The 22,414-nt window shown below is 53.2% G+C and carries 24 protein-coding genes; 14 read left to right on the plus strand and 10 right to left on the minus strand.

The features are described 5' to 3' along the window. Positions 1-183: 183 nt before the first annotated feature. The 3 genes from ACPGUT_RS08740 to ACPGUT_RS08750 are packed head-to-tail and all read left to right on the plus strand — an operon-like array spanning position 184 to position 1,500. On the plus strand, positions 184-648 hold the full coding sequence (locus ACPGUT_RS08740) for a DUF1348 family protein (protein ID WP_423990437.1): 465 nt from the start codon (positions 184-186) through the stop codon (positions 646-648). A 12-nt stretch (positions 649-660) separates the two neighbouring features. Next, positions 661-1,296, plus strand: a complete 636-nt coding sequence (locus ACPGUT_RS08745; protein WP_423990439.1) for a pyridoxamine 5'-phosphate oxidase family protein — start codon at positions 661-663, stop codon at positions 1,294-1,296. 6 nt (positions 1,297-1,302) lie between these two features. After that, a complete protein-coding gene (locus tag ACPGUT_RS08750) occupies positions 1,303-1,500 on the plus strand; it encodes a hypothetical protein (protein ID WP_423990441.1) in 198 nt (65 codons plus the stop codon). Here ACPGUT_RS08750 and ACPGUT_RS08755 read toward each other — a convergent pair. After that, positions 1,479-2,591 (minus strand): THUMP domain-containing class I SAM-dependent RNA methyltransferase, encoded by a 1,113-nt coding sequence (locus ACPGUT_RS08755; protein ID WP_423990443.1) that lies wholly within the window; start codon positions 2,589-2,591, stop codon positions 1,479-1,481. The genes ACPGUT_RS08750 and ACPGUT_RS08755 overlap by 22 nt on opposite strands. A gap of 106 nt (positions 2,592-2,697) precedes the next feature. Here ACPGUT_RS08755 and ACPGUT_RS08760 point away from each other — a divergent pair, with 106 nt between their 5' ends. Next, positions 2,698-2,850, plus strand: a complete 153-nt coding sequence (locus tag ACPGUT_RS08760; RefSeq protein ID WP_423990445.1) for a hypothetical protein — start codon at positions 2,698-2,700, stop codon at positions 2,848-2,850. A gap of 486 nt (positions 2,851-3,336) precedes the next feature. On the opposite strand, the gene ACPGUT_RS08765 is transcribed toward ACPGUT_RS08760, so the two are convergent. The 7 genes from ACPGUT_RS08765 to tldD all read right to left on the minus strand — a co-directional run bounded on the left by ACPGUT_RS08765 (position 3,337) and on the right by tldD (position 11,301). After that, complete coding sequence (locus ACPGUT_RS08765; RefSeq protein WP_423990447.1) at positions 3,337-3,963, minus strand: 3-oxoacid CoA-transferase subunit B; 627 nt, start codon at positions 3,961-3,963, stop codon at positions 3,337-3,339. Positions 3,964-4,003: 40 nt separating this feature from the next. After that, positions 4,004-4,699 carry a CoA transferase subunit A gene (locus ACPGUT_RS08770; RefSeq protein WP_423990449.1) on the minus strand — a complete coding sequence of 232 codons (696 nt, stop codon included), beginning with the start codon at positions 4,697-4,699 and terminating at the stop codon, positions 4,004-4,006. Between the two features lie 276 nt (positions 4,700-4,975). Then, positions 4,976-5,230, minus strand: coding sequence for a hypothetical protein (locus ACPGUT_RS08775; RefSeq protein WP_423990451.1), 255 nt, complete (start codon positions 5,228-5,230; stop codon positions 4,976-4,978). Between the two features lie 12 nt (positions 5,231-5,242). Continuing rightward, positions 5,243-7,918, minus strand: a complete 2,676-nt coding sequence (gene topA / locus ACPGUT_RS08780) for a type I DNA topoisomerase (protein WP_423990453.1) — start codon at positions 7,916-7,918, stop codon at positions 5,243-5,245. Positions 7,919-8,046: 128 nt separating this feature from the next. Beyond that, positions 8,047-9,183: a DNA-processing protein DprA gene (dprA, locus tag ACPGUT_RS08785; protein WP_423990455.1), complete on the minus strand. Its 1,137-nt coding sequence runs from the start codon at positions 9,181-9,183 to the stop codon at positions 8,047-8,049. A 68-nt stretch (positions 9,184-9,251) separates the two neighbouring features. After that, a complete protein-coding gene (locus ACPGUT_RS08790; protein WP_423990457.1) occupies positions 9,252-9,473 on the minus strand; it encodes a hypothetical protein in 222 nt (73 codons plus the stop codon). 388 nt (positions 9,474-9,861) lie between these two features. After that, positions 9,862-11,301, minus strand: a complete 1,440-nt coding sequence (tldD, locus tag ACPGUT_RS08795; protein ID WP_423990459.1) for a metalloprotease TldD — start codon at positions 11,299-11,301, stop codon at positions 9,862-9,864. A 245-nt stretch (positions 11,302-11,546) separates the two neighbouring features. Here tldD and coxB point away from each other — a divergent pair, with 245 nt between their 5' ends. The 10 genes from coxB (at position 11,547) to ACPGUT_RS08845 (ending at position 20,667) form a co-directional block, all read left to right on the plus strand. Further along, positions 11,547-12,419: a cytochrome c oxidase subunit II gene (gene coxB / locus ACPGUT_RS08800; RefSeq protein WP_423990461.1), complete on the plus strand. Its 873-nt coding sequence runs from the start codon at positions 11,547-11,549 to the stop codon at positions 12,417-12,419. A 57-nt stretch (positions 12,420-12,476) separates the two neighbouring features. Further along, the gene (gene cyoE / locus ACPGUT_RS08805; protein ID WP_423990463.1) at positions 12,477-13,424 is read left to right on the plus strand and encodes a heme o synthase; all 948 of its coding nucleotides are present in this window, start codon (positions 12,477-12,479) and stop codon (positions 13,422-13,424) included. Continuing rightward, positions 13,424-13,612 carry a hypothetical protein gene (locus tag ACPGUT_RS08810; protein WP_423990465.1) on the plus strand — a complete coding sequence of 63 codons (189 nt, stop codon included), beginning with the start codon at positions 13,424-13,426 and terminating at the stop codon, positions 13,610-13,612. The genes cyoE and ACPGUT_RS08810 overlap by 1 nt, the downstream gene beginning before the upstream one ends. Beyond that, on the plus strand, positions 13,609-14,190 hold the full coding sequence (locus ACPGUT_RS08815) for a cytochrome c oxidase assembly protein (protein WP_423990467.1): 582 nt from the start codon (positions 13,609-13,611) through the stop codon (positions 14,188-14,190). The genes ACPGUT_RS08810 and ACPGUT_RS08815 overlap by 4 nt, the downstream gene beginning before the upstream one ends. Before the next feature lie 31 nt (positions 14,191-14,221). Continuing rightward, complete coding sequence (locus ACPGUT_RS08820; RefSeq protein ID WP_423990469.1) at positions 14,222-15,025, plus strand: cytochrome c oxidase subunit 3; 804 nt, start codon at positions 14,222-14,224, stop codon at positions 15,023-15,025. 94 nt (positions 15,026-15,119) lie between these two features. Continuing rightward, positions 15,120-15,794: an SURF1 family protein gene (locus tag ACPGUT_RS08825; protein ID WP_423990470.1), complete on the plus strand. Its 675-nt coding sequence runs from the start codon at positions 15,120-15,122 to the stop codon at positions 15,792-15,794. A gap of 13 nt (positions 15,795-15,807) precedes the next feature. Then, entirely contained in the window at positions 15,808-17,199 is a 1,392-nt protein-coding gene (gene thrC, locus ACPGUT_RS08830) for a threonine synthase (protein WP_423990472.1), read from the plus strand. Positions 17,200-17,214: 15 nt separating this feature from the next. Next, entirely contained in the window at positions 17,215-18,504 is a 1,290-nt protein-coding gene (locus ACPGUT_RS08835; protein ID WP_423990474.1) for a M16 family metallopeptidase, read from the plus strand. Next, the gene (locus ACPGUT_RS08840; protein ID WP_423990476.1) at positions 18,504-19,088 is read left to right on the plus strand and encodes a GNAT family N-acetyltransferase; all 585 of its coding nucleotides are present in this window, start codon (positions 18,504-18,506) and stop codon (positions 19,086-19,088) included. Before ACPGUT_RS08835 ends, ACPGUT_RS08840 begins: the two co-directional genes overlap by 1 nt. A gap of 163 nt (positions 19,089-19,251) precedes the next feature. Further along, positions 19,252-20,667, plus strand: a complete 1,416-nt coding sequence (locus ACPGUT_RS08845) for an FAD-binding oxidoreductase (protein ID WP_423990478.1) — start codon at positions 19,252-19,254, stop codon at positions 20,665-20,667. Between the two features lie 180 nt (positions 20,668-20,847). Here ACPGUT_RS08845 and ACPGUT_RS08850 read toward each other — a convergent pair whose 3' ends face one another. Further along, positions 20,848-21,381, minus strand: coding sequence for an adenine phosphoribosyltransferase (locus ACPGUT_RS08850; RefSeq protein ID WP_423990480.1), 534 nt, complete (start codon positions 21,379-21,381; stop codon positions 20,848-20,850). Continuing rightward, a complete protein-coding gene (locus ACPGUT_RS08855) occupies positions 21,378-22,409 on the minus strand; it encodes a DUF418 domain-containing protein (RefSeq protein WP_423990482.1) in 1,032 nt (343 codons plus the stop codon). The genes ACPGUT_RS08850 and ACPGUT_RS08855 overlap by 4 nt, the downstream gene beginning before the upstream one ends. Positions 22,410-22,414 lie beyond the last annotated feature (5 nt).

Genomic DNA, 22,414 nt, shown 5'->3' on the forward strand with positions numbered 1-22,414 from the left:
AGTGCTTTGCGGACGAGTTCATCTTTCTTGCTTGGGCGCATGGGGGCTCCTTTGGTCAGTGGGAAAGTAATGAAGTTCTGAGGCCCTGACAAGAAGCTGGGCAATGGGGATTGACTTTCGTTACTGATCTGTTCATTTATATCGTAACTTTACTGATCGGTTATCTTTTGAAAGGGGTATCCCATGACACGACCACCACTCCCGCCCTTCACGCGTGAAACTGCTATTGAAAAGGTGCGTTTGGCCGAAGACGGTTGGAACTCCCGTGATGCGGGTAAGGTCACACAGGCCTATTCAGATGATTCCCGCTGGCGAAACCGGAACGTCTTTGTGCAGGGCCATGCCGAGATTGAAGACCTGCTGTCCGGTAAGTGGGAGAAAGAACTGGAATATCGCCTGATCAAGGAACTTTGGGCCCATGACACCAACCGAATTGCAGTGCGTTATGCGTATGAATGGCATGACGCTGACGGTCAGTGGTGGCGGTCTTATGGCAATGAAAACTGGGAGTTTGACCCGGATGGCCGGATGCGTGAGCGTCACGCCAGCCTGAATGACCTAAAGATTACACCAGCGGAACGTCTGTTTCACTGGCCGCTGGGCCGTCGCCCGGATGATCACCCATCCCTATCCGAACTTGGTTTATAAGGAATAAATTCAATGGCATACCCTTATGGAGACATCCTATTCACTGAAACAGTGAAACAATTCCAGACTGTAGCGGGATCCCGTGAAGGGTATGCAAACATGGTGCGCAATCCTGACCGCAGCCAAGGTGGTAGGGATATTGGCCCGGATGAAAAGGCTTTTATTGAAGCCCGAGACGGGTTCTACCAGGCGTCGATTTCATCATCCGGTTGGCCATATGTGCAGTTTCGCGGTGGGCCACGGGGATTTGCTCAGGTGACAGGGCCCAGGACCATTGCCTGGGCTGATCTGCGCGGCAACCGTCAGTATATCTCGGCTGGAAACATCACAGAAGAAGACCGTGTTGCGCTGTTCATGATGGATTATCCGAACAAGGCGCGTCTGAAAATTCTGGGTCATGCAAAAATCATTGCACCTGCAGATATGCCCGAACTTCTGGAACGCCTGATGCTGCCCGATATCCGTGGTCACGCTGAACGGATCGTTGAAATTACGGTTGAGGCCTTTGATTGGAATTGCCCGGCCCATATTCCCCAGCGCTTTACAGTTGAGGAACTACAACCTCATCTGGGCCCGTTGCAGGATCACATTGCGCGGCTGGAAGCCGAAAATGCCCGTCTAAAGGCAGGCCTGTCTGATCAAGGTTAAAGTAAGATGAGACGTTTCGTTAAGGCGTATCTGAACTGGCGGGCGCTGCTGATTGTCCTGCTTTGGGCCGCTGTGCCGGTTCTTGCGGCACAGGTATTGCTGGCGGATAATCTACCTGCAGGGCGGCCTGGGTTAGAACGGTGCGGTTGCACAATGTGGATGGCAACACCCGGGCTGGAGTTTCAGGGAAGCTTGCCGGTCTGAAACAGCTTTACTGTCAACCCGCCATTGGGGATGGGTTTGCCTTCTGAGGTGAATTTCAGGCCTGTGGCCCGTGCAAGGCCTGTGTCAGAGGTGACAATGCCCACCCGCCAGCCAGAAAATCGTTCCAACAGGGTTTTACCAAGCGCGCCATACAGGCCAAACAGCAGTTTTTTATTGCCGATACGGGTTCCATATGGCGGGTTTACAATGACGATTCCAGGCGTGCAGTCCGGGCGTTGTAGATCACTGACCGCACACATTTCAAACCGGGTGCAATCCGCAAGCCCCGCGCGGTCTGCATTCTTTTGCGACATCTGCACGGCGCCTTGATCTCGGTCGGACCCGAAGAAGCGGGCGTCAGGCAAAACCGGGCTGTTCTCTTTCAGGTGTTCAAACGCGCCCCGATCAAAAGTCATCAGTTTTTCAAAAGCAAAGCTGCGCGTACGTCCTGGCAACAGACCTGCCGCGATCTCAGCTGCTTCCAGAATGAAAGTGCCGGAGCCACACATAGGATCAAGCACAGCCTGACTGCCGTCATACCCCATATCCCGTAGAAAACCAGCGGCCAGGGTTTCGCGCATGGGGGCTTTGTTGACTGCAACTTTGTGACCCCGTTTGTGTAGACTTTCGCCAGTGGTATCGACGCTGAAAACGCAGTTATTGTCGTCGATACGCAGCTTTAGGCAGATTTCGGCTTCGGCTGAAATACTTGCTCCAAGGCTTTCTTTGATCGCGGTTTCCACGCGTTGCTTGGCGGCGCCTGCGTGATAAATTTTTGATTTCTTGTTTGTTGTAACTTCAACGCGAATAGGGTGATCCGCGCGCAGAGCATCGCCCCAGGGGAATTTTCGCGCGCGTTTGTCCAGTTGTGCCAGATGAAAAGCACGGAATTCGCCAATTCGGGCCAGCACGCGGGTGGCGGTGCGCAGGGTTAGATTTGCGCGCCAGACATCCTGCCAATCGCCCATAATACTGACCCCGCCTGGGGTGATTTTGGCGCCCTCAAACCCAGCGGCCTGTGTTTCAGCCAGTAAAGCAGGTTCAAGCCCTGGGGCGATGGCGAGGAATATTTCAAAAGAAGTCTGGGTCATCTGCGTTGCATAGCCTGGGATGTTGAAAAGGGCGAGGTTAAACTGTGGTGCACTCATCTGGAAATCAGATGCTAACGAAGGGCTATCTCTTGACCGCATCAATTATATGAAGAATTTCATCGGAAAACCGGAAAACCGGAAAACCGGAAAACCGGAAAACCGGAAAACCGGAAAACCGGAAAACCGGAAAACCGGAAAACCGGAAAACCGGAAAACCGGAAAACCGGAAAACCGGAAAGCAGATGGGTATTGTGTCTGAGATTTTCAGGATACAGGTCAGGCGAAAGTGGGTGTGGATGTGGGAGAGAGAGACCCACCTTCGCCTTAGCCTGAAACAGTCGCGGGCACGTCCGGACAGGCGAGGAATGCCCTGTCAGACAGGGCGGGCCTTCTGGCCTAGGCGATGTAACGAATTGAAGGTATCCGGCGTATGACAGAAATCCGGCACGAAAAGAGTCACAGGATCTGAAATAGCAACTGGGAAACAACCGTTCACTTGTTACATCACTTTGCAGATGTTGCAGTCAGAAGTTGATTTGCAATTCGGACAGCATTCATCGGCAATTTGAGAATATATAAAAAACAACAATAAATCCACTAAAATACCGTCGCAAAATGCCACTTCATTTCAACCTGTTGGAGACTTCGGTTGGGTCTAAATGTGGGGAACACCAACCGATAAGGTGCTGGTCCGAAAATGGGCGCGCAGTTTCCCGCGTCGCCCATTCTGATTGCCTAGCTACTTTTAGTTAACGATGGTGGCCTCGGTGGCCGCACGAATTTCGTCGTCAGTAACGCCATCGGCCAGTTCAACAAGCTCCAGCCCGCCTTCAACCACATTGAACACCCCAAGGTTGGTGATGATCATGTCAACAACAGCCTTGCCGGTCAGTGGCAGCGTGCATTCTTTCAGAAGTTTGCTTTCGCCTTTTTTGTTGGTCTGGTCCATGACCACCACAACACGGCCAACACCTGCGACCAGATCCATCGCGCCGCCCATGCCTTTAACCAGCTTGCCTGGAATCATCCAGTTCGCCAGATCGCCGTTTTCAGCAACTTCCATCGCGCCCAGGATCGCCATGGCAATCTTACCACCACGGATCATCGCAAAGCTTTGCTCTGAGCCAAAGTAAGATGTCCGGTCAAGTTCCGTGATGGTCTGCTTGCCTGCGTTGATCAAATCCGCGTCGATCCCATCTTCGGTCGGGAAGGGGCCCATGCCCAGCATACCATTCTCAGACTGAAGCGTCACGTCAACGCCTTCAGGGATATAGTTTGATACAAGCGTCGGGATGCCGATGCCCAGGTTCACATACCACCCGTCCTGCAATTCCTTTGCGGCGCGCGCCGCCATTTGATTACGATCCCACATGTTCTGTCTCTTTCTGTAAATCTTCAGGTGCCTGACGGCATTAAGCGGCGGATACGGTACGCTGTTCGATGCGCTTCTCGTGGTCGCCTTTGATGACGCGGTGCACGTAAATGCCAGGCGTGTGGATCAGATCAGGATCAAGGGAACCGGTTGGAACGATCTCTTCGACTTCTGCGATACAGATCTTTCCGCAGGTCGCAGCGGCGGGGTTAAAGTTCCGTGCCGTTTTGCGGTAAATTAGATTTCCTTGCTCGTCCGCTTTCCAGGCTTTCACGATCGCCAGATCCGCAACAATGCCACGTTCCAGAATGTAGGTTTCGCCGTCGAAATCTTTGTGTTCTTTGCCATCGGCAATGACTGTGCCAACACCGGTTTTGGTGTAAAAGCCCGGGATGCCGGCGCCGCCTGCACGCATGCGTTCTGCCAACGTACCCTGGGGATTGAATTCCAGTTCAAGTTCACCGGACAGATACTGACGCATAAATTCAGCGTTCTCGCCAACGTAAGAAGAAATCATCTTCTTGACCTGTTTGGTTTGCAACAAGATACCGATGCCAAAGTCATCCACACCAGCATTGTTTGACGCGAAGGTCAGGTCTTTCACGCCGTCTTCTTTAATCGCCTGCAGCAGCAATTCTGGAATGCCACACAGGCCAAATCCGCCAGACGCAATGAACATGCCGTCGGTCAGAACGCCCTCAAGGGCTTCTGTCGCGGAACCATAGATTTTTTTCATGAGTGTCTCCCAACGCATGAGGCCAGACGTGCCGGACCTCAATGAATATCTGGCCGCATTTCTGGACCGAGAAAGAAGGGAAGTCAATTGTTTGCTGCGCTGCAGCAAGGTCTTCGCGCACAATTATTTTACAGGCGGAGGTCAGGATTTAGATTTATTGCTTAGCGGCGAGGCGCGCAGCACGACGCCGATCACCAGACCGGGGTACCAATGCCATGTTTTCGGTCATCAAGCCTACAACTGCTGAGGCAACTGAACTGAACTTGATATGCTCCATCAATGCGGCGGATTGCGGTACTTGTAAGGTCTGGGGATCTCTTCTGCAAAGTCGGGCACTAAGTAGAAAGTGGCGATAAACCCTGCAAGCGTAAGTGAAAAACCAGCGATGATGGTCAAAAATGGGCGGGATTTGAACATTGTCCCAATTGTGAAAACGATCCCAATAATTAACCCAATGATCAGGCCAGAAATGCGTTTTCCTCTAAATGAAAATACCCTGCGCCAACCTGCACAGGGTATTTGTTCAGTCACATTTAAAGCGTCTTATTCAAGAACATCATCGTTCTTTGAAGGGGTTGCTTTCGCGGCCTTCTTTGCCGGGGCCTTTTTTGCTGTGGTTTTTTTAGCAGCAGTCTTTTTGGCAGGCGTTTTTTTAGCCGCAGGCTTTTTGGCTGCAGCTTTTTTCTTCGGAGCAGCTTTCTTGCGTGTACCCTTTTTTGCGGCTTTTTCTTCGATCAACACCATGGCTTCTTCGATCGTCAGGTGCTCGGGATTGGTTTCCTTTGGAAGTGTCGCATTCACCTTCTCCCATTTCACGTAGGGGCCGTATTTGCCTTCCATGATCTGAACCGGGCCGCCGTCATCCGGGTGCTCACCCAGTTCCCGCAGGATTTTCGCGGCAGCGCCACGCCCGCCACGGGATGCAACCTTTTCAGCCAGCAACTGAACAGCGCGGTTCATGCCAACGGTAAAGACCTCATCCAGACTTTCCAGATTGGCATTTGTGCCACCCCGATTTGATGTGGTGTCAGCATGTTTTAGATACGGGCCATAACGACCAATATTTGACCAGACATTCACGCCATCTTCCGGGTGTGTGCCGATGAAACGTGGCAAAGACAAAAGCTTAACACCGGTTTCCAAGTCGATGTCTTCCGGAGGCCATTCCTTGGGGATAGACTGACGGTTTGGTTTTTTATTCTCTTCCGTCACTTCACCACGCTGGGCATAGGGGCCGAAGCGGCCTTTATGTACCCAGATGTTGTCACCTTCATCCTGGCCCAAAAGTTTGCCTTCTGGTGGGATCGCACTTTCGCTTTCCATACCGGGGGGGCCAAAAGGACGGGTATAGCGGCATTCCGGATAGTTGGAACAGCCAATGAATGCACCACCAGAGCGGGCGGTACGCATAGACAAACGCCCGACTCCGCAGTTCTTACAGGCGCGCGGATCAGATCCATCTTCAGTTGGTGGGAACAGGTGTGGTTCCAGAACTTCGTTGATTTTTTCAAGAACTTCAGTGATGCGAAGTTCGGTAGTTTCCCCGATTGCAGCAGAAAAATCACGCCAGAAACGTCCCAAAACTTCCTTGTAATCCGCGTTACCCGCGGACACTTCGTCAAGTTCATTTTCAAGGTTGGCAGTGAATTCATAACCGACGTATTTGCGGAAATAATTGCTGAGAAACACAGTCACAAGGCGACCCTTGTCTTCAGGGTATAGGCGATTTTTATCCTTGCGGACGTATTCGCGATCCTGAATCGTTGTGACAACCGATGCATATGTCGATGGGCGGCCAATGCCCAGTTCTTCCATGCGTTTTACAAGGGTCGCCTCTGTATAACGGGGGGGCGGCTGTGTGAAATGCTGGTCCGGCGTGACAGATGCTTTTTTGGCAGGTTCACCAGCGGCAATCTGTGGCAGGCGTTTGTCGTCTTCATCAACGACATCATCACGGCCTTCTTCATAGACCTTCATAAAGCCATCAAACAACATCACCTGACCAGAGGCGCGCAGTTCAATTTGTGCATCGCCACTGCCAATGGTCACAGTCGTGCGTTCAAGACGCGCCGCTTCCATCTGGCTGGCCAATGTGCGTTTCCAAATCAGATCATACAGTTTGCGCTGATCTGGGTCGGCAATTTTGAGGTCTTCAGTTGCCTTGCTCAGATCAGTCGGACGAATACATTCGTGCGCTTCTTGCGCGTTTTTGGCCTTATTTTTATAAACACGCGGGGATCCGGGCACATAGTCTTTGCCGTAACGTGCGCCAATTGTGTCGCGCGCAGCAGTGATAGCTTCGGGGGCCATATCAATGCCGTCGGTCCGCATATAGGTGATCAGGCCGGCTTCATACAGGCGTTGCGCGACTGACATGGTCTGACGTGCGCCAAAATTAAACTTTCGGCTGGCTTCCTGTTGCAGGGTCGACGTCATGAAGGGTGCAGAAGGGTTCCGGCTGGCGGGTTTGGCTTCGACATTGGCAATCGACAGATCACGCGAATTGATCGCATGTACGGCCAATTCCGCTGCTTCTTTGGTCGCAATGTCAAATTTATCCAGCTTCTTGCCGCCAAGAACCGTTAGTTTGGCTTCATATGTCTGTCCGCGCGGGGTTTCGATCATGGCTTTGATCGACCAGTACTCGCGGTTATCAAAGCTTTCGATTTCCATTTCGCGTTCAACGATGAGACGCAGGCAGACAGATTGCACACGACCCGCGGAACGCGCGCCCGGCAGTTTGCGCCACAGAACCGGTGACAGGTTAAAGCCCACCAGGTAATCCAATGCGCGGCGCGCAAGGTAGGCTTCGACCAGTTCCATGTCCACGTCACGCGGGTTTGCCATGGCTTCGGTCACAGCGGATTTTGTGATCGCGTTAAAGACAACCCGTTTAACCGGGGTGGTCTTTTTAATTGATTTGCGTTTGGTCAGGGCTTCCTGCAGGTGCCATGAAATTGCTTCTCCCTCGCGATCGGGGTCGGTCGCGAGGATCAGGTCATTGTCTTCGGCAAGAGCATCGGCAATGGCTTTGACATGCTTTTTGCTGTCGCTTGCGATTTCCCATTTCATGTCAAATTCATGTTCGGGATCAACGGATCCGTCTTTTGGTGGCAGGTCACGGACGTGGCCATAGGATGCCAGAACCACGTAATCATCACCAAGGTATTTATTGATTGTCTTGGCTTTGGCCGGGGACTCGACAACGACAACGGGCATGAAATTCCTTTCGACTCAACGCATGTATATAGCGGCGCAAGATGTGGGCGGGACCACGGGAAAGTCAATGGGGCAAAGTGAAAAGGCATTCGCGGTTGTGATTTTGGCCGATTTGCGCCACGGGGCAATCATCGCAAAAGTCGTAAGATACCGCCGGATTTTCGTTCCAGCTGACCATCCAGTTCCAATCGCGTTAATAGCAAATCCAGATCTGGCAGGGTAACATTTAACTCATCCATCAGGTCACTTTCATGTTGTGGTGCACTGCTCATGCGGTCCAGAATTTCGCGATGCAATGCTGTGATGTCGGCGGGTGGCTTTCTCGGGGGGCGTGACCTAGGCTGCGGTTGGGTTTCTTTTGTGGGGGTGGCTGAGGTGCTTGTGATTGGGGGCAGGGCCAGCAATACATCATCGGCGCCCCGGATCAGTGTGGCCCCGTCCCGGATCAACGCATTGCATCCTCCGGCGCGTGTATCAATCGGGTGACCGGGTACGGCCATCACTTCGCGACCCTGATCAAGGGCGTTCTTCGCAGTGATCATGGATCCGGATTTTAAAGCGGCTTCAATAACAACAACACCCTGCGACAGGCCTGAAATGATGCGGTTGCGCATGGGGAAATGTCGCGCGGTGGGGTGTGTGCCTGGCGGGTGTTCCGAGATCAGCAGGCCTGTTGCGGAAATGGCAGATTGCAGATCTTTATTGTCAGGCGGATAGATCACATCAACGCCCCCGGCGACGACAGCAATTGTACCATGACTTAACGCCCCTTCATGGGCGGCGGCATCCGTGCCACGTGCCAGACCAGAAATCACAACCATCCCTTCACCGCCTAGATCCGCACCAAGCCGCTTTGCCATGCGTAACCCAATGGATGACGCATTTCGTGCTCCGACAAGGGCAACCCCCGGGCGTTGTAAAAGGTCGGTTTTTCCTTTCATCCAAAGTGCAACAGGCGGGTCGGGAATATCTTTTAACGCCGGCGGATAGGTCGGATCCCCCCAAAGGATAAGCTCGGCCTTGCACTGTTTCCCGGCTTTCAGTTCTTTGTGAATGCGTTCGCTTGGGCAGGGCGTAAACCCCGGTCGATCATCAGGCAAACGTGCCAGAATATCCCGCGCGGATCCATATTCAGCCAACAATCGGTGAAATCCAGTCATCCCTATTCCGTGTGAACGGATCAATTGCAACCGCGCAAATCGTTCTTTGGGGGACGGGGCCTCGGCTTGGAGTGTGGAAAATAAATTTGCCTGTGCCTTACTCACGTTTTCGTTCTCCGCATGTCACCGTCGGATTTTATGGCACAGGAATGGTTAACGAATTCTGAACGTCGTCAGGCAAAGGTGTCCACGACTTCTGTTTCCGGTTCAAACAACGCGCGATGGAACAGGCGCAGACATAGCCAAGTGATGATATAGCCAGACAAAATGGGCCATAGACCGATTAGAAAAAGGGATGGCTTACTGATCGACATCTGATCTTCATAGAAGGCGTCGATGGTGGGTATTATGCTTAGGGACACAAAATACCCACCAATGGCAAGCAAAAGTGACAACAGGCAAAATATGATTATGCCGCCCAATCCCCGACGAAGCAGGAAATAAAAAAGGGGGATACATAGGGGCAGAGTCAGCAGATATACTGCAAGGGATCCACCCAAAAAAGTGCCGATCATATAAATGTTGCCGTCAATGGCGAGGTCGTATGGGCTGTTTCGAAATGTGTAGGCATACAGAAAAAGCAGGGTCAACAAAATAGAAACCGAACCGACAATCCCACATGTGAAGCTTAACAAAAGACGCCAGAGTAATGTCTTCTTTGCTGCGTTTGCGTTGATATGAAATAACCAATGGGAATGGGGCATGTGAAACGTCCGGATTTGAAAATAGCTTTGCGGTCTCAAAGGGCGGGCAAGCCCCGAATCAACGGTGCTTGCCGCGTTGTTACGTGGCAGCGCCACCAACGGTTAGACCCGAGATCAGCAGACTTGGCTGGCCAACCCCGACGGGGACCCACTGACCTTGTTTGCCGCAATTGCCCATGCCCGGATCCATTTCCATATCATTGCCAATCGCGCGGATTTGTTTCAGGGCGGTGGCGCCGTCCCCAATCAATGTCGCGCCTTTCACGGGTGCGCCGACTTTGCCGCCCTCAACCCGGTAAGCCTCGGTGCAGGAAAACACGAATTTCCCGTTGGTAATGTCCACCTGACCACCGCCAAACCCAACCGCGTAAATCCCGTCTTTCAGACCAGACAGAACCTCTTCGCGTGTCGCATCACCACCCAGCATATAAGTGTTGGTCATGCGTGGCATGGGGGCGTGGGCATAGCTTTGACGGCGACCGTTCCCTGTGGGTTCTACGCCCATTAGGCGTGCGTTCTGACGATCCTGCATATAGCCGGTCAAAATCCCGTCTTCGATCAGAATGTTTTTCCCGCCAGGGGTGCCTTCGTCATCAATGGTAACGGAACCACGACGATCCGGGATCGTGCCGTCATCCAAAACAGTTACGCCTTTTGCTGCGATCCGTTCCCCCATAAGCCCGGCAAAGGCTGAAGACCCTTTCCGGTTAAAGTCACCTTCCAGCCCGTGACCGATGGCTTCATGCAGTAGAATGCCGGGCCAACCTGGGCCAAGCACCACATCCATCACACCCGCAGGGGCTGGAACAGCTTCGAGATTTACGCAGGCAACGCGCAGGGCTTCGCGCGCGACAGCCTGCCAATGATCACGATGCATAAGGCCGGTGATGCCAGCACGTCCGCCGCCGCCGGACCCGCCACTTTCGCGACGTCCGTCTTCTTCGACAATAACAGAGATATTCAATCGTGCCATGGGGCGCACATCGGTCAGGCGACTCCCTTCGGGGCGCAAAATTTCAACTTCCTGAACAGACGCAGCCAGTGTGGCAGAAACCTGCACCACCCGTTTATCAAGGCTGCGCAGGAAATCATCAATTTCGCGCAAAACGTCCAGTTTTACAGCAAAAGGTGCCTCTGAAATTGGGTCAAGCGGCTGATACAGTTGTGTATTGGTTCTGCGTGGGGCGTCTGCGATCACGCCGCCGCCAGACCCGACTGCAAGACGTGCAGTCTCTGCGGCCCGTTTCATGGCACTTTCGGTCATTTCGGTGGAGTGCGCATAACCGGTGGTTTCACCGCTGACTGCGCGCAAGCCAAAGCCTTCGCCTGCATCAAAACTCGCGGTCTTCAAGCGGCCGTCATCAAATACTAGGGCTTCTGACCGAGAGCGTTCCATAAACAGTTCGCCGTCATCCGCGCCTTCAAGTGTGCTGCGCAGCAAATTCAGGGCACGTGTTTCGTCGAAATTGTCATCAAATGGGCGAAATCGATCTACGTCAGATATTTGTGGAGTGCTCATGGGTGCTTCTCTGCCTTTGCGTCTGCGTGTTTTCTGACCGGATTGGCCAATTGGCCGCAGGGTTTTCGTGATAAAATCACATTTGTGGCCAGAAAGCGCACATGAATTACTTGTTCCATGCGTCTTAATATGGTTTCAAGCAGGCCAGACACAATTGGATTCCGTCGGTTTTCGCCAAAAGCGGCAGAATTTATCGTTCGTAACGCAAAAACGGACGACCGGGGAAAAGTGAACAGGACGAACATATGCAACTTAAAAGCACAGTTTCAGGCTTCTTGGCAGCAGCAGGCGGCGTCATCGCTGCAGGAACCGCATTCGCACAGGAATCAAGCGACGGAATCACCGGCCTTGAAATTATCGGTGCTCCAACACCTGGCGGCGTGAATTTTCAGCCAGCGGTAACAGGCGTTGCACAAAACACATTTGCCTTGGACAACATGGTTCTGTGGATCATCTCGATCATCGTTCTGTTTGTTGTTGGCCTGCTTGGCTATGTGATCCTGCGTTTCAACCAACGTGCGAATAAAACACCGGCAACATTCACGCACCATTCAACACTTGAAGTTGCCTGGACAATCCTGCCCATTGTTATTCTCGTCTTTATCGGCGCGTTCTCTCTGCCGGTTCTGTTTAACCAGCAAGAGATCCCTGAAGGCGACATTCACATCAAAGCGACCGGCAACCAATGGTACTGGTCCTATGAATACATCGGTACAGATATTGCGTTTGACAGCTTTATGCTGGGCCGCAATGCGCTTGAAGAAAACGGCTACAGCCAGGATGAATATTTGCTGGCGACTGACACCGCAATCGTTCTGCCATCAGGCAAAGACATTGTTGTTCGTGTGACGGCCTCTGACGTGATCCACTCTTGGGCAATCCCGGCCTTTGGTGTGAAACAGGATGGTGTTCCTGGTCGTACGGCTGAACTGTGGTTCAACGTTGATCCGGGCAAAGAAGGCATCTACTTTGGCCAGTGTTCTGAACTTTGCGGTAAAGACCACGCCTATATGCCGATCACTGTTAAGATCGTGACTCAGGAAGAGTATGAAGCATGGCTTGGTCGTCAGGCGTCTCTGGACGCTGAGACTTCCATCCAAGTTGCTTCTTCTAACTGATCCTGAAGCCCGGGGCCGCGGCTTCTTGCTGGTGGCCCCAAGCAACACGGAACTGACATGAGCGATATGAGTGCAGATAATTCCTTCACATCCGGCTTCGAACAAGAAGCCGGTTTCGGTGACTATTATGCCCTGTTGAAACCACGGGTGATGTCGCTTGTTGTCTTCACAGCCTTTGTTGGTCTGATGGTGGCACCTGTGCCGGTGCATCCTTTCCTGGCGTTTGTGTCCATCTTATTTATCGCATTGGGTGGCGGGGCCTCTGGCGCGCTGAACATGTGGTATGACCACGACATTGATGCCAAAATGAAGCGCACCATGAAGCGCCCGATCCCGGCTGGCAAAGTGACCAAGGAAGAAGCCTTTGGTCTGGGCTGTGCCCTGTCTGGTTTTTCCTGCATTATGCTGGCCCTGACCGCAAATATCTTTGCAGGTCTGTTTCTGGCCTTTACGATTTTCTTTTATGTGGTGATCTACACCATGTGGTTGAAACGCCTAACGCCGCAGAACATCGTGATCGGTGGTGCGGCGGGTGCTTTTCCTCCGATGATCGGCTGGGCCGTGGCAACCGGTGGTGTGTCCATCGAAAGCGTGCTGATGTTCATGATCACCTTCATGTGGACGCCGCCACATTTCTGGTCATTGGCGCTGTTCACGAAGACAGATTATGCCGATGCCGACGTGCCAATGCTGACTGTGACCCATGGTCGGGTGGCCACGCGCAAACACATTCTGGCCTATACAATCCCGCTGGCGATTGTGACGCTTGGGATTGCTGCGACGTCCATTGGCGGCTGGGCCTATCTGATCACATCTGTTGTGCTGAACGCTTTGTTCATTCGCGGCGCAGTGCAAATTCTGAAACGTGACGATGCTGCGGCCGAAGCGGACGACTATAAAGCCGAACGCAGTTATTTTAAACTGTCACTGCTTTATCTGTTCCTGCATTTCTCGGCATTGCTGCTGGAAGCAGGTCTGAAATCTTTCGGATGGGGAGGTTTCTGATGGATCTCAAAGTTGAACATGAAATTCACAAGCGCCGCTTCAGCCGTAACGCAGGCCTCGGCCTTGTTTTAGCGGCGTTCGTGGCCCTTGTATTTGGCATCACCGTTGTAAAGGTGAATGTCATTGGCAATGTGCCTGAGGCTTATAACGCATCGCAGGGCTTGTCCAACGAAACGGTGTCTGAATGAGCGCGCCCCAGCAAAACCACGCGGGCACCGCATTTAAGCTGGTTGGCGTTGTGGCCCTGATGGGGTCTCTGGCCTGGGCATCTGTACCGTTCTACGACTGGTTCTGCCGGGTCACTGGATTTGGCGGTACAACACAAGTGGCGGCTGATGGATCGGGAACGATACTGAATGAAACGATCATTGTTCGCTTTGATGCTTCTTTGGATCGGGATATGCCCTGGGAATTCCGCCCGGCGCAGGATGACGTCACAATCCGCATCGGTGAAACCGGCCTGATCTATTACGAGGCCTATAACCCAACTGATCGCCCTGTGGCCGGCACCGCCAGCTACAACGTCGCGCCTTATTCAACGGGTGCGTATTTTACCAAGATTGACTGCTTCTGCTTTACCGAGCAGGTGCTGCAACCCGGTGAACGGGTGATGATGCCGGTGACATTCTATGTCGACCCGGAAATTGTGAACGATCGCGAAGCAAAGTTTGCACAACACATCACACTGTCCTACACCTTTTATGAAACCGACCTGCCGGAAGATGTGGCGCAACTTGCGTCCGATGCTCCGGTGGTACAGAACTGAATAAGAAAAGCCTCCAGCAGAGGGAACGCACATGGCACACGAAAAAAATCACGATTATCACATTCTGGCCCCAAGCTGGCTGCCGCTGATGGCTGCTGTTGCAGGCTTTGTTATGCTTTACGGCGCGGTCATGTGGATGGCTAAGGATTCCCCTTGGATGTTCTTTGCTGGCTTGGCTGGTACACTGTATGTGATGTTCGCTTGGTGGTCTGAAATGGTCACCGAAGGTCAAAACGGTGTGGATCACACGCCTGTTGTTCGCATCGGTCTGCGTCTGGGCTTTATCCTGTTTGTGATGTCCGAAGTCATGTTCTTTGTTGCTTGGTTCTGGGCATTCTTCAAAAACGCCATGTACCCAATGGGCCCAGACAGCCCCGCAATTGACGGTGTTTGGCCGCCGGTTGGCATTGAAACATTTGATCCGTTCCATCTGCCACTGATCAACACGCTGATTCTGCTGTGTTCCGGCGCGGCTTGTACCTGGGCGCACCACGCTTTGGCCCACGAAAACAACCGCAAAGACATGATCAATGGTCTGCTGATCGCTGTTCTGCTGGGCCTCGTGTTCACCTTCTTCCAAGGTTATGAATACAGCCACGCGACCTTTGGTCTGGGCGGCAGCGTCTATGGCGGCGTCTTCTATATGGCGACGGGTTTCCACGGCTTCCACGTGATCGTAGGCACCATCTTCCTGTTCGTTTGCATGATGCGCGCACGGGTTGGCCACTTCACCCAGGAACAGCACGTCGGTTTTGAAGCGGCTGCATGGTACTGGCACTTTGTGGATGTTGTATGGCTCTTCTTGTTTGCGGCTGTTTACATCTGGGGCGCGTAAGCTTGCACCTTCTGCAAATAACGGTTTTAAAGCGCGGGTGGGAACACCTGCGCTTTTTCTTTAGCGTGCAGTGGATGGGCAAGCGAGACACAAGATGAACGGCAAACTGATCCTGACACTGGTTTTTGGCATAACAGGCTTGATCATTCTGGTGTGGCTGGGGTCTTGGCAGGTCTCGCGTCTGGCGTGGAAAACAGATGCGCTTGCTGAAATCGATGCGCGCATTCAGGCCACCGCTGTGGCATTGCCCGAACAACCAGATCCAATAAAGGACCGCTACCTTCCCGTGACGGTAACAGGCCTTGCCAGTCCTGGCGTGCAGGTTTTTGCAACGGCGAAGAACCAGGGCGCTGGGTATCGGATGATTTCGATCTTCGACGTGCAGGGGCGCAAGATCCTGTTGGATCGCGGGTTCCGTCGTCAGGACACGGTGGATGATCTGGATACAGCTGTCGAACTAACCGTGACAGGCAACCTTCTTTGGCCGGATGAAGTCGATGGTTTTACCCCAGCCCCGGATGGCACCACCTGGTATGCCCGCGACATTCCCGCCATTGCTATGTCGTTGGATGTCGATCCCATCCTGATTGTCGCGCGTAACGTGACACCCAATACGTTCATCGCCCGCCCTATGCCGGTAACATCTGATGGCATCCCTAATGATCATTTAGGTTACGCAATCACATGGTTTTCCCTGGCATTTATATGGTTGGTGATGACAGCCGCTGTTGTCTGGCGTATCAGACAACAAACACCGAAGCTTCAGTGAGCAAAGCAGAGCGATGAAATATATCTCGACCCGTGGCCAAGCGCCGGAACTATCCTTTGAAGACGCAATGCTGACCGGGCTTGCCCGTGATGGCGGCCTTTATGTGCCCGAAACCGTGCCAACCCTGACAAAAGCTGAAATCGAAGACATGGCGGGCAAGTCTTACGAAGAAATCGCTTACCGGGTGATGCGTCCCTTTGTTGGGGACAGTTTTGGGGATGATGAATTCCGTACCCTGATCAACAACGCCTATGCGGGGTTTGCACATGATGCACGCGCGCCGTTGAAACAGCTTGCCCCGAACCATTTCTTGTTGGAATTGTTCCACGGCCCGACGCTGGCCTTCAAAGATTTCGCTATGCAGCTGATTGGGCAAATGTTTCAGGCGGCACTGACCAAACGTGGCGAACGTGTTGTGATCGTTGGTGCCACGTCTGGCGATACGGGGTCTGCAGCGATTGAGGCTTTCAAAGGCCTCGACAATGTTGATGTCTTCATCATGTTCCCCGAAGGCCGCGTGTCTGAGGTTCAGCGCCGTCAGATGACCACGCCTTCTGAAAGCAACGTGCATGCGCTTGCGGTCAAAGGTGATTTCGACGACTGCCAAGCCCGTCTGAAAGACATGTTCAACGACCATGATTTCCGCGATGAAGTTGGTCTTGCAGGTGTGAATTCCATCAACTGGGGCCGGGTGCTGGCGCAGGTTGTTTATTATTTCTCCTCCGCTGTGTCCCTTGGCGCGCCGCATCGTGAAGTGTCTTTCACCGTGCCAACCGGTAACTTCGGTGACATCTTTGCAGGCTATATCGCAAAGAAAATGGGTCTGCCGATCAAAGACCTTGTGATTGCCACAAATCAGAATGATATTTTGCACCGCACTATGGAAACCGGCGCGTATACAAAAGAGGGTGTAAGCCCTTCCATCAGCCCCTCTATGGATATTCAGGTCAGTTCCAACTTTGAACGTGCCCTGTTTGACGCCTATGAACGTGATGGCGATGCGATCCGATCTGTGATGAATGACCTGTCAGACAGCGGCAGTTTCACCATCAGCCAAGGCGCAATGGAAGCCCTGCGCGAACAGTTTAAATCTGGTCGTGTTTCCGAAGAAGAGACCAGCGCAACCATCAAAGACATGTTGCCACGTTCCGGCGAAGTTCTGTGCCCGCATTCTGCGATTGGCGTACGCATTGGTGATCAGCACCTGTCAGAGGTGCCAATGATCACTTTGGCCACCGCCCATCCTGCGAAGTTCCCGGCAGCTGTGAAAGACGCCTGTGGCGTTGATGTGGGTCTCCCCGCACATATGGCCGATCTGTTTGATCGCAGCGAACGCGTCACCCCTGTGGCCAATGACCTTGATGCGCTGACAAGCCTGATCCGTGCCCGTCTGAAGTCGTCTTAAGAAGTGAGTAGCAATTTGAACCAGTCCGCGTCTCAGGCCAGCAGCCTGCAAACCCATACGCTCTCCAACGGCTTTCGCATTGTGACAGAATCCATGCCCGGCCTTGAAAGCACGACCCTTGGGATCTGGGTGAATGCCGGTGGCCGCAATGAAACAGAGGCGCAGAATGGTATTGCCCATTTCCTTGAACATATGGCGTTTAAGGGGACGGCGACCCGTTCCGCACTTGATATTGCGGAACAGATCGAAGATGTAGGAGGCTATCTAAACGCCTATACTTCGCGTGAAATGACGGCGTATTATGCCCGCGTCTTGGGGGCCGATGTGCCGCTTGCGCTGGATGTGATTGCGGATATTCTGCTGAACCCGACATTTGATCAAGATGAGATCGAAACAGAACGCGGCGTGATCCTGCAGGAAATCGGTCAGGCACTGGATACACCTGATGATGTGATTTTCGACTGGCTGCAGGAAAAAGCCTATCCCAACCAACCTCTGGGTCGTACGATCCTTGGCCCCGCTGCAAAGGTCTCCTCCTTCCAGAAGGCTGATCTTGAAAGCTTCATCGGCGCGCATTACGGCCCGGGCAATATGATCCTTGCCGCTGCAGGGGCCGTGGACCACGATGAACTTGTAAAGCAGGCCGAAGCCTTGTTTGGCAATCACCCTGCACGCCCGACACCTGCGGTGCTTGGTGGCACCTATCACGGCGGCGAAGTTCGGGTTGAGAAAGACCTTGAGCAGGCACATTTTGCCCTGGCTTTTGAAGGCCCGGCTTACACAGATGACGCCATCTGGGCGGCTCAGTTGTATTCGGGCGTTTTGGGCGGGGGCATGTCTTCGCGCCTGTTCCAGGAACTGCGTGAAAAACGTGGCCTTTGCTATACGATCTACGCCCAGGCCGGTGCCTTTGCCGACAGTGGTATGACCACGATATATGCGGGGACAAGCGGTGATCAGGTCAGAGAACTGGCGCTGGTAACCATTGATGAAATGAAACGTGCCGCTGATACCATCACGCAGGCTGAACTGGATCGCGCGCGTGCGCAGATGAAAGCGGGCATGCTAATGGGGCTGGAAAGCCCCTCGAACCGCACGGAACGCTTGGCCCGGATGACCGCAATCTGGGGCCGTGTGCCCCCGGTGTCGGAAGTGGTTGAAAAGATCGACAGTGTTGATCTCGCGGCACTGCGTAAATTTGGGGCAGATATGGCTGGAACAGCATCTGCGACGCTTGCGCAATACGGTCCGGTGGCGGGCGCTGCAGATCTGGCGGCCCTGAATGAACGTCGCAAGGTGGGCTGATGCTCGGGCGCAAGCGTAATGTCAGACTGGAAACAGAGCGCCTTTATCTGCGCCCACCCCAGCATGGTGATTTCCGAGAATGGGCGGCGCTGCGTCGCAACAGTCAGGCGTTTCTGACACCTTGGGAACCTGTTTGGTCGAAAGATCACCTGTCCCGCAAGGGGTTTACCAACCGGGTCTATTGGGCACGCCGGTCCATTGCGCAGGGTACGGCGGTGCCTCTCTTTGTTTTTCGCCGGGCAGATAATTACCTGATTGGTGCGATCACACTGGATACCATCCGTCGCGGCCCGGCACAGGCTGCGACGCTGGGCTATTGGATCGGGCATGGATTTGCACGTCAAGGTTATATGCTAGAGGCGCTTCTGGCGATGGAACATTACGCCTTCCGCGATCTGGATCTGTCCCGTCTTGAGGCCGCTTGCTTGCCTGAAAATAAACCAAGCCGGGGCCTGCTGGAACGATCCGGTTTCAAATACGAAGGTGTCGCACAAAGTTACCTGCAGATTAATGGTCGTTGGCGCACGCATGTATTATATGCCAATTTGCGTGGGGATCGCCGGGGGAAATCAGACGCGGGTTAAGTATTTTTTACTTACTACGACCTGAAGAAGGCGCATTTTCACCGGAAAACCGGAAAACCGGAAAACCGGAAAACCGGAAAACCGGAAAACCGGAAAACCGGACAGGGCGCTTCTTGCTTGAAACTCAGGCCTGCCCATGATCACTTCAAAACCGGAGGCCCACATGTTGAACCCTGCGAATCCGGAATTCATTTCTCATCTGACCAACCGCTTCGGCACGGATCTTTTGCGTCCCGATACTGGGCTGTACCTTGAAGAACCCCGTAAACGCATTATGGGTCACGCTGGCGCTATCATCGCCCCGAGAAATACGCGTGAAGTCTCCGAGATCCTAAAATTTTGCAACGAACGTCAGGTTGGGGTGATCCCTTTTGGAGGCGGCACCGGGCTTGTTGGGGGCCAGATTATGTCTGCCGATCAGGGGCCTTTACCTTTGATCCTGTCGATGGAACGCATGAACCAGTTGCGCAATATTTTCCCTTCAGAAAATGTACTGATCGCAGAAGCTGGCATGACCTTATCCGCCGTTCAGGATGCCGCGGAACAGGCCGATCGTCTTTTCCCTCTGTCCCTTGCCTCCGAAGGCACCTGTCAGATTGGCGGCAATCTGGCCACAAATGCGGGCGGGGTAAATGTGCTGCGCTATGGCAATACCCGTGATCTGTGCCTTGGGGTCGAGGCAGTGCTGGCGGATGGTACGATATTGAACAATCTATCGCGCCTTAGTAAGGACAACACCGGGTATGATTTAAAAAACCTGTTGATCGGGGCGGAAGGCACGCTGGGCATAATCACGGCTGCCAGTCTGCGTTTGTCCCCCCGTCCTGCCCGGGTTGGAACGGCGATCCTTGTCGTGCGTGATCCGACTGCGGCGCTTGAATTGCTCGGGCGCGCACGCGATATTTCGGGGGGCGGCGTATCGGCCTTTGAGCTGATATCTGGTACTGGGATGGGGTTTGTGCGGGATACTCTGCCCGACATTCATCAACCCTTTTCTGACCTTCCAGACTGGTCGGTTCTTGTGGAATTGGGCCTGCCCCAGGCGCTAAACCCCGAAACATTGTTGGAAGAACTTTTTGTAGCGGGGGCCGAGGCAGGATTGGTGTCTGATGGTGTCATCGCCCAATCCCTTGGGCAACGTGCGCAATTGTGGTCTTTGCGAGAACATATCCCAGCGGCCAACAAAAAAGTCGGTGCGATTGTCAGTCATGACATTTCGCTGCCCTTGTCATCTCTGGCTGATTTCATCCCGCAGGGTATGGCGAAAATTGCAGAAATTGCGCCTGTGAGGGTGAACTGCTTTGGTCACCTTGGCGATGGCAATCTGCACTACAATGTTTTCCCTCCGGCTGGGGAACCCTGTGATAGCTGGGCACATATGAAAGAAAAAATTGAACGCCTTGTGCATGATTTGGTGCATGAATACGGCGGATCTTTCAGCGCCGAACATGGGGTTGGGCGTATGAAGGCGGGCGAATTAAACCGCTATGCCGATCCGGCGAAACGCCTGATGATGCAACAGATCAAACTGGCGTTGGATCCACGGGGGATCATGAACCCCGGGGCCGTTCTGGCATGAATCGGAAAATATAGGTGCAAAAAAACAACCGCCCTGCGCAGGGCAGGGCGGTCGGTACTTTTACGTGTGTTTTGCAAGCAGCGTCCGTGGGTAACGGACAAGTTCAGTCTTAGAGCCTAAGTGTTACCGAAAGGTTTACAGAAACCATGAAAATTAGAACGTCAGCAAAAAAAACTTACCTTACACCCCGTCAAATTCGCAAAGACTGTATACATCCATTCCAAGTGCTTCCAGCTTCTTACGTCCGCCCAGTTCCGGTAGATCGATGACAAAGGCACATCCAATGATGTCCGCACCAAGGCGTTCCAGCAGTTTAATCCCGGCTTCTGCAGTGCCACCTGTCGCCAGAAGGTCATCCACAACCAGCACACGTTCACCGGGCTTTAGGGCGTCATCGTGAATTTCAACAATCGCTTCGCCATATTCCAGTTTGTAATCTTGGCTGATTGTTGTGCCGGGCAGCTTGCCCTTTTTACGTACAGGCACAAAACCTACGGACAGCTGATGTGCGATCGCACCGCCCAGGATAAAGCCGCGCGCTTCGAGCCCGACGACCTTATCAATGGGTTGTCCGGCATAGGGGTGCAGCAGTTGATCAATCGCCATACGAAACCCACGCGGGTCCGAAAACAATGTGGTTACATCGCGAAACATGATGCCCTCATGGGGGAAATCCACAATCGTGCGAATGTAATCTTTGACGTCTTTTTTCATCTCACTTTGCCTTCTGTGGTGAGCCGCATCAGACCCTCAAGCGGGCCGCGTTTGAACTTACAGAACCAGAGGCGTGCAAACAATGCGGCAATCGCGCAAAATGCGAGAGACGTCATGAAAACTGCGCCCGTGGACAGGCTACCATCCAGTTTGCCGAACCCTTCAAGTGTTCCCATACCCAGATAGATATGCGCCATGTATAATGTCAGGCTCATCTTGCCAGGGGCGGCCAGAAAGTTGCCTAGGCGCAGGTGATCTAGGGCAGGGGTGATCAACAGAATTAAACCCAATGTTGCAAGTGCCGTGCCAGACCCGGCCAGAATGTAAAATGGCGTTGGCGGGATGGGATGAATGGAAACGATGTCGGTAAATTCCGTATCCAAGCGTATCAGTCCAGCGCTGAATGCCCAGGTTGCAACTGTCGTGACCGTCCCCCAGATGAGAAGGCGAAGCTGTATCCGTGGCGTCGCCAGATCCAATCGCCCCACCCACATGCCAATTAACAGAAATGCGGCCCATGGAAAAACCGGATGCCAGCCATTGTACAATGAATTGCGCAGAAATCCGGGGATGGTCCAGAAATCTGCGTATTTTAACGTCTCGAAATCCCAGCCATGTTCATAGTCAAAGACAAACAATGCAATATAGCCGATCAGCATAATCGCGCCTGCACCGATCAGCAATCCCCGGTTTGATATCCGGGTGAACAGCATTCCAATTAGGAAATACAATGCATAGAAATGCAGTATATCTGCATCAAAAATAACCATATCCATCATGCCAATGATGAACAGAAACACTGCCCGGCGCAAAGACAAGTGCCATGGTTGTCGTCCGCTTGCATGCCCCAAGGTGAAGCCAATACCGGCAAGAACAACAAACAACGCGGCCGCCCGCCCTTCAAGACTGTTGGTCAAAAGACTGGGCAGATCCGCACCGGCATCCACATGTGCAGCGATGCGAAAATTCACCAGAACCATGCCGGTAAAGGCCATGAACCGTGCAATATCAATCCCTGTCAGGCGCATATGTG

This window comes from Halocynthiibacter sp., assembly GCF_049608145.1.
Classification (GTDB): Bacteria; Pseudomonadota; Alphaproteobacteria; order Rhodobacterales; family Rhodobacteraceae; genus Halocynthiibacter.

What these genes read in the sequence shown, in the direction of transcription:
- ACPGUT_RS08740 (WP_423990437.1), top strand. Translation starts at nt 184, where the DNA reads ATGACACGACCACCACTCCCGCCCTTCACGCGTGAAACTGCTATTGAA.
- ACPGUT_RS08745 (WP_423990439.1), top strand. Translation starts at nt 661, where the DNA reads ATGGCATACCCTTATGGAGACATCCTATTCACTGAAACAGTGAAACAA.
- ACPGUT_RS08750 (WP_423990441.1), top strand. Translation starts at nt 1,303, where the DNA reads ATGAGACGTTTCGTTAAGGCGTATCTGAACTGGCGGGCGCTGCTGATT.
- ACPGUT_RS08755 (WP_423990443.1), bottom strand. Translation starts at nt 2,591, where the DNA reads ATGACCCAGACTTCTTTTGAAATATTCCTCGCCATCGCCCCAGGGCTT.
- ACPGUT_RS08760 (WP_423990445.1), top strand. Translation starts at nt 2,698, where the DNA reads ATGAAGAATTTCATCGGAAAACCGGAAAACCGGAAAACCGGAAAACCG.
- ACPGUT_RS08765 (WP_423990447.1), bottom strand. Translation starts at nt 3,963, where the DNA reads ATGTGGGATCGTAATCAAATGGCGGCGCGCGCCGCAAAGGAATTGCAG.
- ACPGUT_RS08770 (WP_423990449.1), bottom strand. Translation starts at nt 4,699, where the DNA reads ATGAAAAAAATCTATGGTTCCGCGACAGAAGCCCTTGAGGGCGTTCTG.
- topA (WP_423990453.1), bottom strand. Translation starts at nt 7,918, where the DNA reads ATGCCCGTTGTCGTTGTCGAGTCCCCGGCCAAAGCCAAGACAATCAAT.
- tldD (WP_423990459.1), bottom strand. Translation starts at nt 11,301, where the DNA reads ATGAGCACTCCACAAATATCTGACGTAGATCGATTTCGCCCATTTGAT.
- coxB (WP_423990461.1), top strand. Translation starts at nt 11,547, where the DNA reads ATGCAACTTAAAAGCACAGTTTCAGGCTTCTTGGCAGCAGCAGGCGGC.
- cyoE (WP_423990463.1), top strand. Translation starts at nt 12,477, where the DNA reads ATGAGCGATATGAGTGCAGATAATTCCTTCACATCCGGCTTCGAACAA.
- ACPGUT_RS08810 (WP_423990465.1), top strand. Translation starts at nt 13,424, where the DNA reads ATGGATCTCAAAGTTGAACATGAAATTCACAAGCGCCGCTTCAGCCGT.
- ACPGUT_RS08815 (WP_423990467.1), top strand. Translation starts at nt 13,609, where the DNA reads ATGAGCGCGCCCCAGCAAAACCACGCGGGCACCGCATTTAAGCTGGTT.
- ACPGUT_RS08820 (WP_423990469.1), top strand. Translation starts at nt 14,222, where the DNA reads ATGGCACACGAAAAAAATCACGATTATCACATTCTGGCCCCAAGCTGG.
- ACPGUT_RS08825 (WP_423990470.1), top strand. Translation starts at nt 15,120, where the DNA reads ATGAACGGCAAACTGATCCTGACACTGGTTTTTGGCATAACAGGCTTG.
- thrC (WP_423990472.1), top strand. Translation starts at nt 15,808, where the DNA reads ATGAAATATATCTCGACCCGTGGCCAAGCGCCGGAACTATCCTTTGAA.
- ACPGUT_RS08840 (WP_423990476.1), top strand. Translation starts at nt 18,504, where the DNA reads ATGCTCGGGCGCAAGCGTAATGTCAGACTGGAAACAGAGCGCCTTTAT.
- ACPGUT_RS08845 (WP_423990478.1), top strand. Translation starts at nt 19,252, where the DNA reads ATGTTGAACCCTGCGAATCCGGAATTCATTTCTCATCTGACCAACCGC.
- ACPGUT_RS08850 (WP_423990480.1), bottom strand. Translation starts at nt 21,381, where the DNA reads ATGAAAAAAGACGTCAAAGATTACATTCGCACGATTGTGGATTTCCCC.
- ACPGUT_RS08855 (WP_423990482.1), bottom strand. Translation starts at nt 22,409, where the DNA reads ATGCGCCTGACAGGGATTGATATTGCACGGTTCATGGCCTTTACCGGC.